The sequence below is a fragment of the Streptomyces sp. HPF1205 genome, from assembly GCF_020400825.1.
Taxonomy (GTDB): domain Bacteria; phylum Actinomycetota; class Actinomycetes; order Streptomycetales; family Streptomycetaceae; genus Actinacidiphila.
Map to the genome: position 1 here is coordinate 313,519 of NZ_JAINVH010000001.1, position 15,259 is coordinate 328,777.

Annotated in this window: 15 protein-coding genes and 2 tRNA genes; 13 read left to right on the forward strand and 4 right to left on the reverse strand. The window is 71.2% G+C overall.

What is annotated here, in order from left to right; all coding sequences use genetic code 11:
- Nucleotides 1-29: 29 nt before the first annotated feature.
- The 5 genes from K7G61_RS01285 to K7G61_RS01305 all read left to right on the forward strand — a co-directional run bounded on the left by K7G61_RS01285 (nt 30) and on the right by K7G61_RS01305 (nt 3,569).
- On the forward strand, nt 30-692 hold the full coding sequence (locus K7G61_RS01285) for a DsbA family protein (protein ID WP_225844590.1): 663 nt from the start codon (nt 30-32) through the stop codon (nt 690-692).
- Nucleotides 693-800: 108 nt separating this feature from the next.
- A complete protein-coding gene (locus K7G61_RS01290) occupies nt 801-1,187 on the forward strand; it encodes a VOC family protein (protein ID WP_225844591.1) in 387 nt (128 codons plus the stop codon).
- 258 nt (nt 1,188-1,445) lie between these two features.
- A complete protein-coding gene (locus K7G61_RS01295; protein WP_225844592.1) occupies nt 1,446-2,045 on the forward strand; it encodes a biotin transporter BioY in 600 nt (199 codons plus the stop codon).
- A gap of 131 nt (nt 2,046-2,176) precedes the next feature.
- Nucleotides 2,177-2,665: a ribose-5-phosphate isomerase gene (locus K7G61_RS01300; protein WP_225844593.1), complete on the forward strand. Its 489-nt coding sequence runs from the start codon at nt 2,177-2,179 to the stop codon at nt 2,663-2,665.
- A gap of 7 nt (nt 2,666-2,672) precedes the next feature.
- The gene (locus tag K7G61_RS01305; protein WP_225844594.1) at nt 2,673-3,569 is read left to right on the forward strand and encodes an Fpg/Nei family DNA glycosylase; all 897 of its coding nucleotides are present in this window, start codon (nt 2,673-2,675) and stop codon (nt 3,567-3,569) included.
- 174 nt (nt 3,570-3,743) lie between these two features.
- On the opposite strand, the gene K7G61_RS01310 is transcribed toward K7G61_RS01305, so the two are convergent.
- Entirely contained in the window at nt 3,744-4,973 is a 1,230-nt protein-coding gene (locus K7G61_RS01310; protein WP_225844595.1) for a GNAT family N-acetyltransferase, read from the reverse strand.
- 129 nt (nt 4,974-5,102) lie between these two features.
- Here K7G61_RS01310 and K7G61_RS01315 point away from each other — a divergent pair, with 129 nt between their 5' ends.
- Both K7G61_RS01315 and K7G61_RS01320 read left to right on the forward strand, forming a co-directional pair.
- On the forward strand, nt 5,103-6,248 hold the full coding sequence (locus K7G61_RS01315; RefSeq protein WP_374204018.1) for a PP2C family protein-serine/threonine phosphatase: 1,146 nt from the start codon (nt 5,103-5,105) through the stop codon (nt 6,246-6,248).
- A 178-nt stretch (nt 6,249-6,426) separates the two neighbouring features.
- On the forward strand, nt 6,427-6,621 hold the full coding sequence (locus K7G61_RS01320) for a hypothetical protein (RefSeq protein ID WP_225844597.1): 195 nt from the start codon (nt 6,427-6,429) through the stop codon (nt 6,619-6,621).
- Here the strand turns inward: K7G61_RS01320 and K7G61_RS01325 are convergent.
- Nucleotides 6,586-7,752 carry an asparaginase gene (locus K7G61_RS01325; RefSeq protein ID WP_225844598.1) on the reverse strand — a complete coding sequence of 389 codons (1,167 nt, stop codon included), beginning with the start codon at nt 7,750-7,752 and terminating at the stop codon, nt 6,586-6,588. The two genes, K7G61_RS01320 and K7G61_RS01325, sit on opposite strands and share 36 nt — an antisense overlap.
- 122 nt (nt 7,753-7,874) lie before the next feature.
- Here K7G61_RS01325 and K7G61_RS01330 point away from each other — a divergent pair, with 122 nt between their 5' ends.
- Nucleotides 7,875-8,327, forward strand: coding sequence for an Lrp/AsnC family transcriptional regulator (locus K7G61_RS01330; protein ID WP_225844599.1), 453 nt, complete (start codon nt 7,875-7,877; stop codon nt 8,325-8,327).
- Nucleotides 8,328-8,548: 221 nt separating this feature from the next.
- On the opposite strand, the gene K7G61_RS01335 is transcribed toward K7G61_RS01330, so the two are convergent.
- Nucleotides 8,549-8,619 (reverse strand) — tRNA-Gly (locus tag K7G61_RS01335).
- A gap of 109 nt (nt 8,620-8,728) precedes the next feature.
- Here K7G61_RS01335 and K7G61_RS01340 point away from each other — a divergent pair.
- The 5 genes from K7G61_RS01340 to clpX all read left to right on the forward strand — a co-directional run bounded on the left by K7G61_RS01340 (nt 8,729) and on the right by clpX (nt 13,474).
- Nucleotides 8,729-8,805, forward strand: a tRNA-Pro gene (locus K7G61_RS01340).
- Nucleotides 8,806-8,995: 190 nt separating this feature from the next.
- Entirely contained in the window at nt 8,996-10,426 is a 1,431-nt protein-coding gene (gene tig, locus K7G61_RS01345; RefSeq protein WP_225844600.1) for a trigger factor, read from the forward strand.
- A gap of 201 nt (nt 10,427-10,627) precedes the next feature.
- Nucleotides 10,628-11,266, forward strand: coding sequence for an ATP-dependent Clp protease proteolytic subunit (locus K7G61_RS01350; RefSeq protein WP_308190566.1), 639 nt, complete (start codon nt 10,628-10,630; stop codon nt 11,264-11,266).
- Between the two features lie 88 nt (nt 11,267-11,354).
- Nucleotides 11,355-11,993 (forward strand): ATP-dependent Clp protease proteolytic subunit, encoded by a 639-nt coding sequence (locus K7G61_RS01355; RefSeq protein WP_225844836.1) that lies wholly within the window; start codon nt 11,355-11,357, stop codon nt 11,991-11,993.
- Between the two features lie 197 nt (nt 11,994-12,190).
- Nucleotides 12,191-13,474: an ATP-dependent Clp protease ATP-binding subunit ClpX gene (gene clpX, locus K7G61_RS01360; RefSeq protein ID WP_225844601.1), complete on the forward strand. Its 1,284-nt coding sequence runs from the start codon at nt 12,191-12,193 to the stop codon at nt 13,472-13,474.
- A 735-nt stretch (nt 13,475-14,209) separates the two neighbouring features.
- Here the strand turns inward: clpX and K7G61_RS01365 are convergent.
- A complete protein-coding gene (locus tag K7G61_RS01365) occupies nt 14,210-15,205 on the reverse strand; it encodes a hypothetical protein (protein WP_225844602.1) in 996 nt (331 codons plus the stop codon).
- Nucleotides 15,206-15,259 lie beyond the last annotated feature (54 nt).

The following is a 15,259-nucleotide window of genomic DNA, read 5'->3' on the forward strand; positions in this document are numbered from 1 at the left end:
CACCACAGCAGGATCCGAGGAGCAACCCCGTGACCGCGACCGCACCGGAAACCGAGCAGACCGGCACCGGCAGGACCCCCGCAGACTTCTGGTTCGACCCCCTGTGCCCCTGGGCGTGGATGACCTCCCGCTGGATGCTGGAGGTCGAGAAGGTCCGCCCGGTCGAAGTGCGCTGGCACGTGATGAGCCTGGCGGTGCTCAACGAGAACAAGCTCGACACCCTGCCCAAGAGCTACGCCGACTTCCTGCGCGACGCGTGGGGCCCGGTCCGCGTGGTGACCGCCGCCCAGCAGGAGTACGGCGACGAGGTCGTCGGCCGCCTCTACACGGCCCTCGGCACGCGCTTCCACAACATGCGTCTGCCCAGGACGCGCGAGACGATCGTCGCCGCCCTGGCGGAGGTCGGCCTGCCCGAGTCCCTCGCCGACCACGCCGACAGCGACGCCTACGACGGCCCGCTGCGCGCCTCCCACAAGGAGGGCATCGACAAGGTGGGCGAGGACGTCGGCACCCCGGTCATCGCCGTCCCCGGCGCCGACGGGAAGCAGGTCGCCTTCTTCGGACCGGTCGTGACCCCCACCCCGCGCGGCGAGGACGCGGCGAAGCTGTGGGACGGCACGCTGCTGGTCGCCTCGATCCCGGGCTTCTACGAGATCAAGCGGACCCGCACCCAGGGCCCCGTCTTCGACTGAGCGCCACTGCCCGCCCGATCGCACGCGACCTGCCCGTCCCCGCCCGCTCCCACCCGACCCGTCCGTCCCCCGCCCGGCCGCGGACGGCCGACCGAAAGCCACGCTGCCATGCCACACCTCGGACTGGTGGCCGTCGTGGTCCGCGACTACGACGAAGCCATCGACTACTACCGCCGCGCCCTCGGCTTCGAGCTGCGTGAGGACACCCCACGGGAGGACGGCGGCCGCTGGGTGGTCGTGGCCCCGCCCGGCTCCCGGGAGACCGGGCTGCTGCTCGCCCAGGCCGCGGGTCCGGAACAGCAGGCGCGGATCGGCGACCAGACCGGCGGGCGGGTCGCGCTGTTCCTCACCACCGACGACTTCGACCGCGACTACAAGCGGATGGTCGCCGCGGGCGTCGTCTTCGAGGAGGAGCCGCGCTACGAGCCGTACGGCGCGGTCGTGGTCTTCCAGGACCTCTACGGCAACCGGTGGGACCTGATCCAGCCGGCCTGAGGCGCGGAACCGGAGTTGGAGATTCCCCACAGCCGGCGGCGCCGCGGGCCGGCCCGCCCGGAGCCTCGCCGCGTACGTGACGTGGCTCACGCCACCTGCGGAAACAGGGGTGCGGTCGAGGTCCGGGCGATACCTTGAGGCTGCACGGAAATCTCCAAGGAGAAGATCGCGGCTTTGTCGGGGTCTCACGATGATCGGCCCCGTACCGCTGCGTTAGCGTCACGGAGTCCCGTCCACCCTCACCCCGCGGAGTCCCCGATGAGCACCGCCGCACCCGCCGCCTCGGCCGGCACCGTCCTGGCCGATCTGCTGCCCGCCTCCTCCGCCTCGCGCGCCCGGCTGCGCGACGCGGCCCTGATCGCCGGGGGCGCCGCGCTGACCGGGCTGGCCGCGCAACTGTCCGTCCCGGTCCCCGGCTCGCCCGTTCCCGTCACCGGCCAGACGTTCGCCGCCCTCCTGGTCGGCACCGCCCTCGGCGCCCGCCGCGGCTTCGCCTCGCTGCTGCTGTACGCGGTGGCCGGCGTCGCGGGGCTGCCGTGGTTCGCCGACGGCTCCTCCGGCTGGTCCATGCCGAGCTTCGGCTACATCCTCGGCATGCTCGCCGCTTCCGCCGCCGTCGGCGCCCTGGCCCGCCGCGGCGGCGACCGCACCGTCCTGCGCATGGCCGGCGTGATGGTCCTCGGCTCGGCCGTGATCTACGCGGTCGGCGTGCCCTACCTGGCCCACAGCGCCCACCTGTCGGCGTCCCAGGCCGTGTCCCTCGGCCTGCGGCCGTACCTCCTCGGCGACGCGCTCAAGGCCGCCCTGGCCATGGGCGCGCTGCCGGCCACCTGGCGGCTGGTGGGCCGCAGCAGCTGATCCCGGCACGGCGGGCACGCCCGGGGCGCCGCGGACGTACCGCCGGGCGCCCCGGGCGTTCGTCGTCCGGCAACCGCGGTTGTCCACAGGCCGATCGCGCCGTGGGCGGCCGGTCGTGAAACACTCGGCTCATGCGCGTGTACCTCGGCTCGGATCATGCCGGCTTCGAACTCAAGAACCACCTCGTCGAGTGGCTCGCCGCGGGCGGCCACGAGCCCGTCGACTGCGGTCCGCACGTCTACGACGCGGAGGACGACTACCCGCCGTTCTGCCTGCGTGCGGCGGAGCGCACGGCTGCCGATCCGGGCAGCCTGGGCATCGTGATCGGCGGCTCCGGCAACGGCGAGCAGATAGCCGCGAACAAGGTGCGCGGCGTGCGCGCCGCCCTGGCCTGGAGCGAGCAGACCGCCGCCCTGGCCCGGCAGCACAACGACGCCAACGTGCTGAGCATCGGCGGCCGCATGCACACCCGGGAGGAGGCGACCAAGTTCGCCGAGATCTTCCTGGCCACGCCGTACTCGCAGGAGGAGCGCCACCAGCGCCGGATCGACATGCTGACCGGGTACGAGACGAGCGGCGTGCTGCCGCCCCTCCCGGCGCACCACCCGCAGGAGGACTGACCGGGCGATGCCGGAGGGCCATACGATCCACCGGCTCGCCCTCGACTGCCGGGAGCGGTTCGCCGGGCGGCTGGTGCGGGTGAGCAGCCCGCAGGGCAAGTTCGCGGACAGCGCGGCGCTGCTGGACGGCACCGTGCTGCACACCGCGGACGCCCACGGCAAGCACCTCTTCCTGGGCTTCCTGGGCTTGGGCTTCCACGGCGCCGGGGGCGGCGAGCAGGTGGGGTGGGTGCACATCCACCTCGGCCTGATCGGCAAGGTCACCTTCGACGGCGTGGCGAGCGGGACGGTACGGCTGCGGATCGAGGCCGGCGGGGCGGCGGAGGGCCGGGACGGGCACGGGGAAGCCGGTTCGGCGGCGGGGCCGGGCACCACCATGGACCTGCGCGGCCCCGCCGCCTGCGAGCTGATCACGGACGACGAGAAGCGGGCGGTGCACGCCCGGCTCGGCCCCGACCCGCTGCGGCCGGGGGACGACCCGGACCGGGCCTACGCCCGGATCTCCCGCTCCAGGGTGCCGGTCGCCGCGCTGCTGATGGACCAGAGGGTGCTGGCGGGGGTGGGCAACGTCTACCGCGCCGAGGTGCTGTTCCGGCACGGCGTCGACCCGTTCCTGCCAGGGCGCGACCTCGGCCGCGGGCTGTGGGACGCCATGTGGGCCGACCTGGCGACCCTGATGCGGCAGGGCGTGCGCACGGGCCGCATCGACACCGTGCGCCCGGAGCACGAGCCGGAGGCGATGGGCCGCCCGCCGCGCCGCGACGACCACGGCGGCGAGGTGTACGTCTACCGCAGGACCGGTCTGCCCTGTCTGGTGTGCGGCACCCCGGTGCTGACCCTGCCCCTCGCCGCCCGCAACCTGTTCTGGTGCCCCACCTGCCAGCCGCCGGCCGCCGCGAGGTGACGGGGCGGCCCGGGCTTCCGGCGTCGGGTCCGCGCCCGCCGCCCCGAGCCCCGGGCCCGGCGGTCCGCTCCCGGCGACCCCGGCCCGGCGGCGGCAAGCCGCGAGCGGGCCGCCGCCCGGAACCGGCCGCGAGCGCCGCGCCAGGAGTGCCGTGCCAGGAGTGCCGCGCTCGAACTAGAAGCCGTGCGGGAGCCAGGGCGCGATGTCGCCGTGGAACGCCCTGGACGCCTCCGCGAGGGCGCCCGGCCGCAGTTCGCTCACGAGGCCGGCGCCCGCCAGCGCGCGCAGCGACGGACCGCCGAGGTAGGCCGCGCCCAGCTCCCGTACCGCCAGCGCCAGATCGGCCGGGTCGGTGGTGCGCTCGCACTGCGCGCCCTTGGTGTCGCCGGACAGGCGCCAGCGTCCGGAGTTCCACGGGCAGAAGGCGTCCTCGACGTCCAGCACCACGTCCACCGGGGCGGAGTAGGCGCGCGCCGACAGCGCCGCGGCGACGTCCACCACCCGCAGGTGCATGCCGTCGCGATGGCCGACCTCGCAGCGGCGCACGTCCGAGGCCAGGTGCAGCATCGGGTCGTCGGCGGGCCGGTTGCGGAAGTCGATCCGGGACGTGAGGTCGATGGAGCCGAGATAGCGCCACAGCGCCGCATACGTCACCGGATCGAGGGCTTCCACGTCACGGAGCTTGACGGCGTGGTCGGGCCCGGCGGGGGCCCACCCCTCCGCGACCGCGTACCGGGCGTAGCCGCGCACCTCCCCGTCCGATTCGGCCAGGACGCAGAGGAGTTCGCCCGCCGCGCCCCGGTTGCGCGGCGGGTCGAGCAGCGGCACGTCCTGCCAGCCGGGCTGCCGGACGAGCATGCCGGGCCGCTCGGCCGCCAGGCGCGCGTACACGGCCTCGCACGGCTCGGCCACCTCGGCCGCAGGGGCGAGCCGGAACCGCACCCCGTCGGCCCCGGGCGGGGCGGCGAAGGAGACCCGCGCGGTGTCGATCGCCCCGTACAGCTGCGTGGTCGCGACGCCGTAGCCGAACCGGCCGTAGATCGCCGGTTCCGAGGCGGTGAGGACGGCCGCGCTCTCGCCGCGCTCGCGGGCGTCGTCGAGCAGGCGGCGCATCATCGAGGTGAGCACGCCCCGGCGCCGGTGGGTGGGCTGGACGCTGACCATGGTCACGCCCGCCACCGCGGCCGCCGCGCCGCCGGGCAGCGTCATGCGGAACGAGAAGGCGCCGGACGTCCCGACCAGTTCGTCGCCGTCCCAGGCCGCCAGCGACCGCTCCGTCTCGGTCAGGCGCCGCCACAACTCCCGCGCCTCGGGGGCGTCCCCGGGCCCGCCGAAGGCCCTGAGGAGGCGGTCGAAGTAGAGGTCCCACTGCTGCGGCGCCAGAGGCCGGAGATCGGTCGTCATCACCCCTGCCTATCAGCCGATCGAGGGACTGGCGAACGCATTTCCGGCCCGGTTCGCACCCGGCAGGGGGAAGTTCACAGGCCATCCGCCCTGCACGGCGCGGGGCGGGGTGGATAGGGTCGCCGCAACATGACCAGGCGCGTGGCGAATGAGGATATCGGGCTCCGGTGGCGCAGACGCTGGCACCGGGCCCGCATCGCCGTGCGCAGGTCCGCTGTCGACTACTTCCGCGGCGACGCCCCGGACTGGACCGGCCTGGCCGTCCTGCTGCTGACCGTGCCGGCGCTGGCGTACACCACGGTGTGGATACCCGTGTGGTGCCCGCCCAGCGCCCTGGTGCTGCCGATCGTCACCGGCGGGCTGCTGCTTCGCCCGGCCAGCCTGCTGCTGCTCTACGCGGCCTCCGCCGCCGCCCTGGTCGGCGAGTCTGCGGCGCTCGGCCCCTATCGCGACGGACCGGCGCGGGTGACCCCGGGCACGGTGCTGGTGGTGACCGCGGTGGCGCTCACCGGCCTGATCATCGCCCAGTTCCGGGCCCGGGTCGGCGTCCCGTGGCGGCGCGGCCACACCATGCTGTTCGACCTGCGTGAACGCATCCGCGTACAGAGCAGGCTGCCCCTGCTGCCGGCCGGCTGGCACGCCGAGATGGCGCTGCGGCCGGCCGGCGGCCAGTCCTTCTCCGGCGACTTCGTGGTCGCCACCCGCACCTCGGGCGGGCGGGTGCTGGAGGCGGTGCTCACCGACGTCTCAGGCAAGGGCATGGACGCCGCCTCCCGTTCGCTGCTGCTGTCCGGCGCGTTCGGCGGCCTGCTCGGCTCGCTGCCCCCGCACGCCTTCCTCGGCGCCGCCAACGGCTACCTCCTGCGGCAGAACTGGGACGAGGGCTTCGCCACCTCCGTCCACCTCGTACTCGACCTGGAGAGCGGCGACTACGAGCTGCTGTCCGCGGGGCACCTGCCCGGGGTCCAGCTGCACGCCGGCAGCGGGCGATGGGAGGAGAAGGCCGCCGAGGGGCCGCTGCTGGGGGTGTACGACGGGGCCGAGTTCCACGGCGTCAAGGGCACGCTGCGGCCCGGCGACGTACTGCTGCTGTTCACCGACGGGCTGGTGGAGACCGCCGAGCGGGAGCTCACCGAGGGGATGGACCGGCTCATGGGGGAGGCGGACCGCTTCGTGGCGACCGGATTCCGCGGCTCCGCCTGGCGGTTGATCGAGCGGGTGGCCAAGGACGTCAACGACGACCGGGCGCTGCTGGTGGTGTGCCGGGAGGTGTGACGGCCCGGCCCGCCGCAGCCGCGATACTGGTTCGGCCCTGCTCCGCAGGGGAATTGCACCTATGGGTTCTCAACGCCTCCTGTGGCGGCGGCTGATGGCACCATGGGGGATGGGCGAGGCGGGGGCGGCGGAGCGGTCCCCGGACCGATGCATTACCTGAAGAGGGAAGTGATCCGCTGTGGTTATCTCCGCATCCGCCGTACTGGTCCTCGCGATCGTGCTGGTGATCATGATCCGCGGCAAGACCATCAAGGTCGGACCCGCGATCGTTGCCGCGCTCTTCGGCTTCTTCCTCGCCTCGACCAACATGGCGCCGTCCGTCAACCGCTTCCTGACCTCACTTGCCGACACCATCAACCAGATAAAGATCTGACGCGGGCAGGGCCTGCGGGGCGGCCCGCAGCACCTGGTCGAGGATCTCGCCGGCGCGGGCCGCCGTGCCGGCGTCCGTACGGGCATCGGCGTCCGTACGGGTACCGGCGCCGGTTACTGCCCCGGCGCCGCCGGCTCCGTCCGTGCCCGCGGCTGTACCGGCCGCGGAGGTCCCACCGGCCGCGGGGGCCGCGGGGGCGCTCCGTGCGGCCAGCAGCGAGGCCAGGACGGCGATACGCGCCTGGCCCGGCCGCAGCGTGCCCGCCAGCCGCGCCCCGGCCGCCTGGAGGTCCACCGCCCCGCCGCCGGTGTAGACCGGCGCCACCGCGCCGGCCGCCACCCGGGTGCTGACCGCGACCAGCACGCCCCGCTCGGTCGCAGGGCGCACCGCCTCGGCGATCTGCGGGGTGGCGTTCCCCGCCCCCGTACCCACCAGGACGACCCCGCGCGCGCCCGCCGCAAGGGCCGCGTCGAACAGGACGGTGTCGCCGTCGCTGTGGTGCATCACGATGTCCACCCGCGGGGGCGTGACGCCGGGCGCCGGAAGCGGCAGCGCCTCGGGCCGCGGCCGGCGGCGGCCCCAGGTCACCCGGCCGAACTCGACCCGGCCGAGCGGCAGCCCGTCGGGGTCGCCGAAGGCGCGCAGGCCCAGGGTGTGCTGCTTGACGGTGCCGCGTGCGGCGAAGACCTGCCCGGCGAAGGCGATCACCGCGCCGACGTCCCGGCCGGTGGCGGCGGTCAGCAGGGCGTCGTAGAGGTTGCCCGCCGCGTCGCCGTCCGGCGTGTCCAGCGGCTGCTGGGCGCCCGTGAGGACCACCGGGCGGCGGTCGGCGTGGAACAGGTCGAGGAAGAAGGCGGACTCCTCCAGGGTGTCGGTGCCGTGGGTGACCACGACACCGTCCACGCCCGGGTCGGCGAGCTGCTCGTGCACGGCGTGCAGCAGCCGCAACTGGTGGCCGGTGGTGAGCCGGGAGCTGTTGACGGTGAAGAGGTCGACCACCTCGACCCGGACCCCTTCGGGCACCGCGCCCGCGGCGAGGACCTCCCGGCCGGCGGCTTCGGCCGCGTACCCGTCGCCCTGCCAGCGGCTGGCTATGGTGCCCCCGGTGCTGATGACCACGACACGTCGCATGACCCCGCCTCCCTCTGCTCCCGACCCGCATTCCTGTCCAGGACAATGATATGCGCGTAGAATTGCCAGAGGATTGCGAATGTGAGCTGCGCAGGCCCCCATCCGTGCTAGGAACCACTCCTATGGACGCGATCGACAGACGAATCTTGCGCGAGCTCCAGGCCGACGGCCGGCTCACCAACCAGGAACTGGCCCAGCGGGTGGGCCTGACTCCCTCCCCGTGCCTGCGCCGGGTGCGGCAACTGGAGGACGACGGGGTGATCAGGACCTACCGCGCGGTGGTGGACCCCGCCGCCGTCGGCCGCGGTTTCGAGGTCTTCGCCTCGGTGGAGGTCCGCCGCGACCGCGACTCGGTGGCCGCGTTCGAGGCCCGGGTCCAGGCCACCCCCGACGTGGTCGAGGCCTACCGCCTCTACGGCGCCCCCGGCTGCCTGCTGCGTATCGCGGTCGCCGACTCCGGGGCCTACGAGCGCTTCTGGACGGACAAGCTGATCGCCCTCCCGGGCGTCACCGACGTCAACTCCCAGATGATCATGAAATGCATCAAGTCCCCCGAGGGCCTCCCGGTCGACTGACCCCACGCGGCCCTGCACGGATCGAGACGGGCCGTCGCGGGCCGACGGGGGCCTGCACGGGGCGAGACGGGCCGAGTGCCGAAGCGGCTCCAAGCGGTCCGCGACGCCCCCGCCGGGTGGGCGAAGGGGCACGCGCCCCTGGAACAAGATCGCAAAACGCAAGCGGCCCGGGAAGCGGATCACCTCCGCGACCTGGGCCGCTGCCGTCCGAAGACGCACAGAGCGGGCGACGGGAATCGAACCCGCGTAGCTAGTTTGGAAGACTAGGGCTCTACCATTGAGCTACGCCCGCATCGCCAGAGATTCTGGCACACCGCATACTAGCCGGTCGAACCGGTGCGGCGGCGGTGGTTATGGGCTGCCCGCGCCTGCGGCGGCATGTACTCTACGTGTCGCACCAGCGGGGTGTGGCGCAGCTTGGTAGCGCGTCCGCTTTGGGAGCGGAAGGCCGTCGGTTCGAATCCGGCCACCCCGACCAGGACTTCTGCGGCCGGCCGGAGCCGGTACGGGACGGGCGGCACGGCTCCGCCGGGGGTGCGGGCCGACCCCGCCCGCGTCGCGGGTGGTACCGGTAGGATGGGCCGTCGGCGACCGACGCGTACCCATCGCACCGCCCAGCACGCGGCGGACCGCCCCCATCAACGTAAAGCCCCCAAGGAGACCCAACCGTGAAGAGCGCCGTCGAGACTCTGAACCCGACCCGGGTTCGACTCACTGTCGAGGTGCCCTTCGAGGAGCTCAAGCCCAGCCTCGACGCGGCGTACAAGAAGATCAACCAGCAGGTCACGGTGCCGGGCTTCCGCAAGGGCAAGATCCCTGCGCGCGTCATCGACCAGCGGTTCGGCCGTGGCGCGGTCCTCGAAGAGGCCATCAACGACGCGCTGCCGAAGTTCTACACGGAGGCGGTCAACTCCGGCGAGCTGAACGTTCTCGGCCAGCCCGACGTCGACATCACCGAGTTCAACGACGGCGACGAGCTGAAGTTCACCGCCGAGGTGGACATCCGGCCGGCCATCGAGATCCCGGACTACTCCGGCATCGAGGTCGTCGTGGACGCCGTCGACGTCTCCGACTCCGACGTGGACGAGTCGCTGGAGCAGCTCCGCGACCGCTTCGCCTCCACCACGCCGGTCGACCGCGCCGCCGCCGAGGGCGACGTGGTCGTGGTCGACCTGGAGGCCTCGGTCGACGGTGAGGTGCTCGACGACGGCATCGCCAAGGGCGTCAGCTACACCATCGGCTCCGGCCAGCTCCTCGACGGCATCGACGAGGCCGTCACCGGCAAGGAGAAGGGCTCCTCGGTCACCTTCACCTCCCGCCTCGTGGGCGGCTCCGCGGCCGGCAAGGACGCCGAGGTCAAGGTCGACATCACCGACGTCCAGGCCCGCGAACTGCCCGCCCTGGACGACGACTTCGCCCAGCTCGCCTCCGAGTTCGACACCCTGGAGGAGCTGCGCGAGGACAGCCGCAAGCGGCTCGCCCGCATGAAGTCCTACGACCAGGCCACCCAGGCCCAGGAGAAGGTGCTCGACGCCCTCATCGAGCTCACCGAGGTCCCGATCCCGGACAAGCTCCTCAAGGACGAGATCGAGACCCGCACCCACAACCTGGAGCACCACCAGTTCCCGGCGCTCGGCCTGACCTGGGAGACGTACCTGGAGCGCGAGGGCAAGACGCGCGAGGAGTACGACGCCGAGCTGGAGCGCCAGGCGGTCAAGGGCATCAAGACCCAGTTCATCCTGGACGAGCTGGTCGGCAAGGAGAAGCTGTCGGTCAACCAGGAGGAGCTGACCGAGCACCTCATGCGCCGCGCCGCCTCCTCGGGCATGACCCCGGACCAGTTCGCCCAGGCCGTCGTCGAGGGGGGCCAGGTGCCGATGCTGGTCGGCGAGGTCGCCCGCGGCAAGGCCCTGGCCCTGGTCGTGGAGGCCGCGAAGGTCACCGACACCAACGGTGAGGCGGTCGAGCTGGAGGACGAGGAGGACGAGACCGGCGAGACGGTCGAAGCCTCCGCGAGCGGCGAGGCCGAGGCCGCCGCCGACGGGGCCGGCGAGGGCCCCCAGGACGCCGCTGAGGCCGGGGAAACCCCCTCCGAGTGAGGCGTGACGGGCCCGGGCGCGCCGCGCCCGGGCCCGTACTGTCATCACCCTGCGCTCACAGCGAACAGTTCCGCGTAGGGGATTGCTGGGCCCCACCTGCGCGTTAGGGTCCGTAAGCAGGAGGGCCCCCGTAGCACTGCGGAGCCCTGACGAAGACCCTGTGGCGGCCCCCGGGCCGTCCGACAACGAGCAGGTGGATACGTGACGACTCCGATGCCTTCCGCCGCCGGCGAGCCGACCTTCGGTGGCCTCGGCGACCAGGTCTACAACCGACTGCTCGGCGAGCGAATCATCTTCCTCGGCCAGGCGGTCGACGACGAAATCGCCAACAAGATCACCGCTCAGCTGCTGCTGCTGGCCGCGGACCCCGACAAGGACATCTACCTCTACATCAACAGCCCCGGCGGCTCGGTGACCGCGGGCATGGCCATCTACGACACGATGCAGTTCATCAAGAACGACGTCGTCACGATCGCCATGGGCATGGCCGCGTCGATGGGCCAGTTCCTGCTGACGGCGGGCGCGCCCGGCAAGCGTTTCGCGCTGCCGAACACCCGCATCCTCATGCACCAGCCCTCCGCGGGCCTCGGCGGCTCCGCCACCGACATCAAGATCCAGGCCGAGCAGCTGCTGCACACCAAGCGCCGGATGGCGGAGCTGATCGCCCAGCACTCCGGCCAGACCTTCGAGCAGATCACCAAGGACTCCGACCGTGACCGCTGGTTCTCCGCCGACGAGGCCAAGGAGTACGGCCTGCTGGACGGCGTGATGCTCTCCGCCGCGCATGTCCCGGGCGGCGGCGGCACGGGCGCCGGCGGCAGCGGGCGCAACGGCGTCTGAGCCCCCCGATCTCCCGAAGCTCCTCATCACCAGGACGGTGGACGTGAACCCCTTGAACTTCCCCGGCAGCGGCCTGTACGAGCGCACCATGGCCGAGCGGCCCGGTGTCCTCGGCGCCGAGGCCCGCTACGTGATCCCGCGCTTCGTCGAGCGCACCTCGCAGGGCATCCGCGAGTACGACCCGTACGCCAAGCTCTTCGAGGAGCGGGTCATCTTCCTCGGCGTGCAGATCGACGACGCCTCCGCCAACGACGTCATGGCCCAGCTGCTGTGCCTGGAGTCGATGGACCCCGACCGGGACATCTCGGTCTACATCAACAGCCCCGGCGGCTCCTTCACCGCGCTGACGGCCATCTACGACACGATGCAGTTCGTCAAGCCGGACATCCAGACGGTCTGCATGGGCCAGGCGGCGTCCGCGGCGGCGGTGCTGCTGGCGGCCGGCAGCCCCGGCAAGCGGATGGCGCTGCCGAACGCGCGGGTGCTGATCCACCAGCCGTACAGCGAGACCGGCCGCGGCCAGGTGTCCGACCTGGAGATCGCCGCCAACGAGATCATCCGGATGCGCCAGCAGCTGGAGGAGATGCTCGCCAAGCACTCCACCAAGCCGATCGAGCAGATCCGCGACGACATCGAGCGGGACAAGATCCTCACCGCCGAGGAGTCGCTGGAGTACGGCCTGATCGACCAGATCGTGTCCACCCGCAAGAGCTCCGTGAACGTCTGACCGCACCGGATTCGAGCGGCACGGACCAACAGGGTTCCGGGCGGCGCGGTCGGCCCTCCTTGGGCTCGCCGGGACAGTGGGCCCGGCGAGTACCTCCAAGGGGGGCCCACACGGGGGGCGCGGCAAGGTACCGTCGATGAGAGAAGCACCAGGCTCCGTTGAAGGCCGACGGATCCCAGGCGAAGGGGAAACACCTCGTGGCACGCATCGGTGACGGTGGAGACCTGCTGAAGTGCTCGTTCTGCGGCAAGAGCCAGAAGCAGGTGAAGAAGCTCATCGCAGGCCCGGGCGTGTACATCTGCGACGAGTGCATCGACCTCTGCAACGAGATCATCGAGGAGGAGCTCGCCGAGTCCTCCGAGGTGCGCTGGGAGGACCTGCCGAAGCCTCGGGAGATCTACGAGTTCCTGGAGGGCTACGTCGTCGGCCAGGAGCCGGCGAAGAAGGCCCTGTCGGTGGCGGTCTACAACCACTACAAGCGGGTCCAGGCGGGTGAGAGCGGGCGCCCCGGCCACGAGGACGCGATCGAGCTGGCCAAGTCCAACATCCTGCTGCTCGGCCCCACCGGCTCAGGCAAGACGCTGCTGGCCCAGACGCTGGCCCGGATGCTGAACGTGCCGTTCGCCATCGCCGACGCCACCGCGCTGACCGAGGCCGGGTACGTCGGCGAGGACGTCGAGAACATCCTGCTCAAGCTGATCCAGGCGGCGGACTACGACGTCAAGAAGGCCGAGACCGGGATCATCTACATCGACGAGATCGACAAGGTCGCCCGCAAGAGCGAGAACCCCTCGATCACCCGCGACGTCTCCGGCGAGGGCGTGCAGCAGGCGCTGCTGAAGATCCTGGAGGGCACCACGGCCTCGGTGCCGCCGCAGGGCGGACGCAAGCACCCGCACCAGGAGTTCATCCAGATCGACACCACCAACGTGCTGTTCATCGTCGGCGGTGCCTTCGCGGGTCTGGAGAAGATCATCGAGGCCCGGGCGGGCGCCAAGGGCATCGGCTTCGGCGCCACCATCCGCTCCAAGCGCGAGCTGGACATGGCCGACCAGTTCTCCGACATCATGCCGGAGGACCTGGTGAAGTTCGGCATGATCCCCGAGTTCATCGGCCGCCTCCCGGTGATCACCAGCGTGCACAACCTGGACCGGGAGGCGCTGCTGCAGATCCTGGTCGAGCCGCGCAACGCCCTGGTCAAGCAGTACCAGAAGCTCTTCGAACTCGACGGCGTGGAGCTGGAGTTCGAGCGCGGCGCACTGGAGGCCATCGCCGACCAGGCGATCCTGCGCCAGACCGGCGCCCGCGGCCTGCGCGCGATCATGGAGGAAGTGCTCCAGTCGGTGATGTACGAGGTGCCCTCCCGCAAGGACGTGGCCCGCGTCGTCATCACCGCCGACGTCGTGCACTCCAACGTCAACCCCACCCTGGTGCCGCGCGAGCCGCGCATCGTGGGCAAGGGCGAGCAGAAGAGCGCGTAGCGCACCGGGGAGTGCCTGACCATCACGGCAACGGCACGAGGGGCCGGCCCAACCATCGGTTTGGGCCGGCCCCTCGTGCCGTAACGGCATGCAGGTCGGATCAGACTTACCAGGTGCTGTAGCCACTGTGGGCCAGTTCGCATGCTGTCAAGGCGTGTGACGCGCTCACGTTCAGGTCCTCGAGATCCCAGATGCAGAGTTGGATGCCAGTCACTCCGGCAGCGCCGTCGTGGGCCGGGAGGCCACAGGCGTTGGTTGCTCCGGCCGCTACGTGGGCCCCGATGCTGAGAAGGTAATTGACACATTGACCCTGGTCAGCGCTCGCTGAGGTAGCGAATGTCATGGGAAGTCCGACTGCGGCGATCAGCATAGATCCCGCTACGGCGATACGACGTATTCTTTTCATCGGAGATCTCCAGGTGCTTCGGTTGTTCGATGGCGATTGATATATCGAAACGCCCGACGATCTTCAATGTAAGGCGAAAACGCGTCAAGCTTGACCTGGTGTGGCGCGTAATCTGTGCCTGTGAAAATTTAGGATTCCGGAACACGCGATACTCCGCTGATTGCTCCGTGGAATTCTATTTATGGGTGATTCCGTTTCAAGGGCGGGGCGCCGGTAACGAAAGGGCACCGTTCTGCTGACTTTTCAGCGAGCGGTGCCCTTGTGCGCGGTTTGGATACCCCTGCCCACCGTTGCCGCCTTTATGGCCTGTAGACAGGTATGCCCCGTGGTCAGGTCAGCGGTACCCGGACGTCCTTAAGGACTTTCGCTGTGATGTCTGCGGCGTCGCTGATGGACGTGCCGTTGCCGCTGCCCGTCATCGCAACGGTCGCATCGATCGGGATGACGTAGCCCACCGTGCTGTAGTCGGCCCACATGCAGATGGTAGTTGTGATCGACTTGCCCGAGCTGGTCTGGGTGCTCTTGACCTGCTGGCACTTCATGATCGCATCGTCGGCACCGGCCGGATGGACGGTCTGCGGACTGCCGATCAGCTCTTCCTTGTTACCGTCGCTGCCGCTCTGCTGCGATGACTTGGTTTTGGCGTCGGCGAACATGCCGTCCACAACCTTCCCCGGGTCCTTGATGGTGCCGTAGACACCACTGAACTCAAGGTACTTGCCGGTGAGCTCGCTGCCGCTGATGTAGCTTGCGGTGACCTTCGTCGGTTCCGTCACGCCCAGCGATTTCATCTTGGCCAAGTCGTCGTCGTCAAACCCGTCCGAGCTGGACGAGTCGGCGCTCTTCTTGTACGTGCCCGCCACCGTCGCCGGTGTGATCAGCTTGTACTTCTTGCCGTCGTTCTTCAGCGAGCCGCTGTCGCCGCCGCTGCCCTTGGTGACGAAGAAGACGCCCGCGCCGATCGCGACCAGCGCGACCACCGCGCCGACGATGATCCCGGTGCGCTTGCCGCTGCCGCCGCCCTGCGGCGGGACCGGCCCCTGCGGGTAGCCACCGTAGGGCTGCTGCTGCTGGGGCGGGACCTGGCCGTACGCAGGAGGCTGCTGGGGCGGGACCTGGCCGTACGCGGGGGGCTGCTGCGGCGGCGCCTGCTGCGGGTACCCGTAACCGGGCTGCCCCTGCTGCGCCCCGTACCCGGGCTGCGGCTGACCGTAGCCGGGCTGCTGCTGGCCGTACCCGGGGGGCGGGGGCTGCTGCGGCTGACCGTATCCGCCGCCCTGGGGCTGCTGCCCGTACGGGTTCGGCGGCGGCTGGTTGTAACTCATGGGTTCGTCCCCTCCGTTAACGAGTCCGCTCATCCTCGCGGATGGCGGACACGC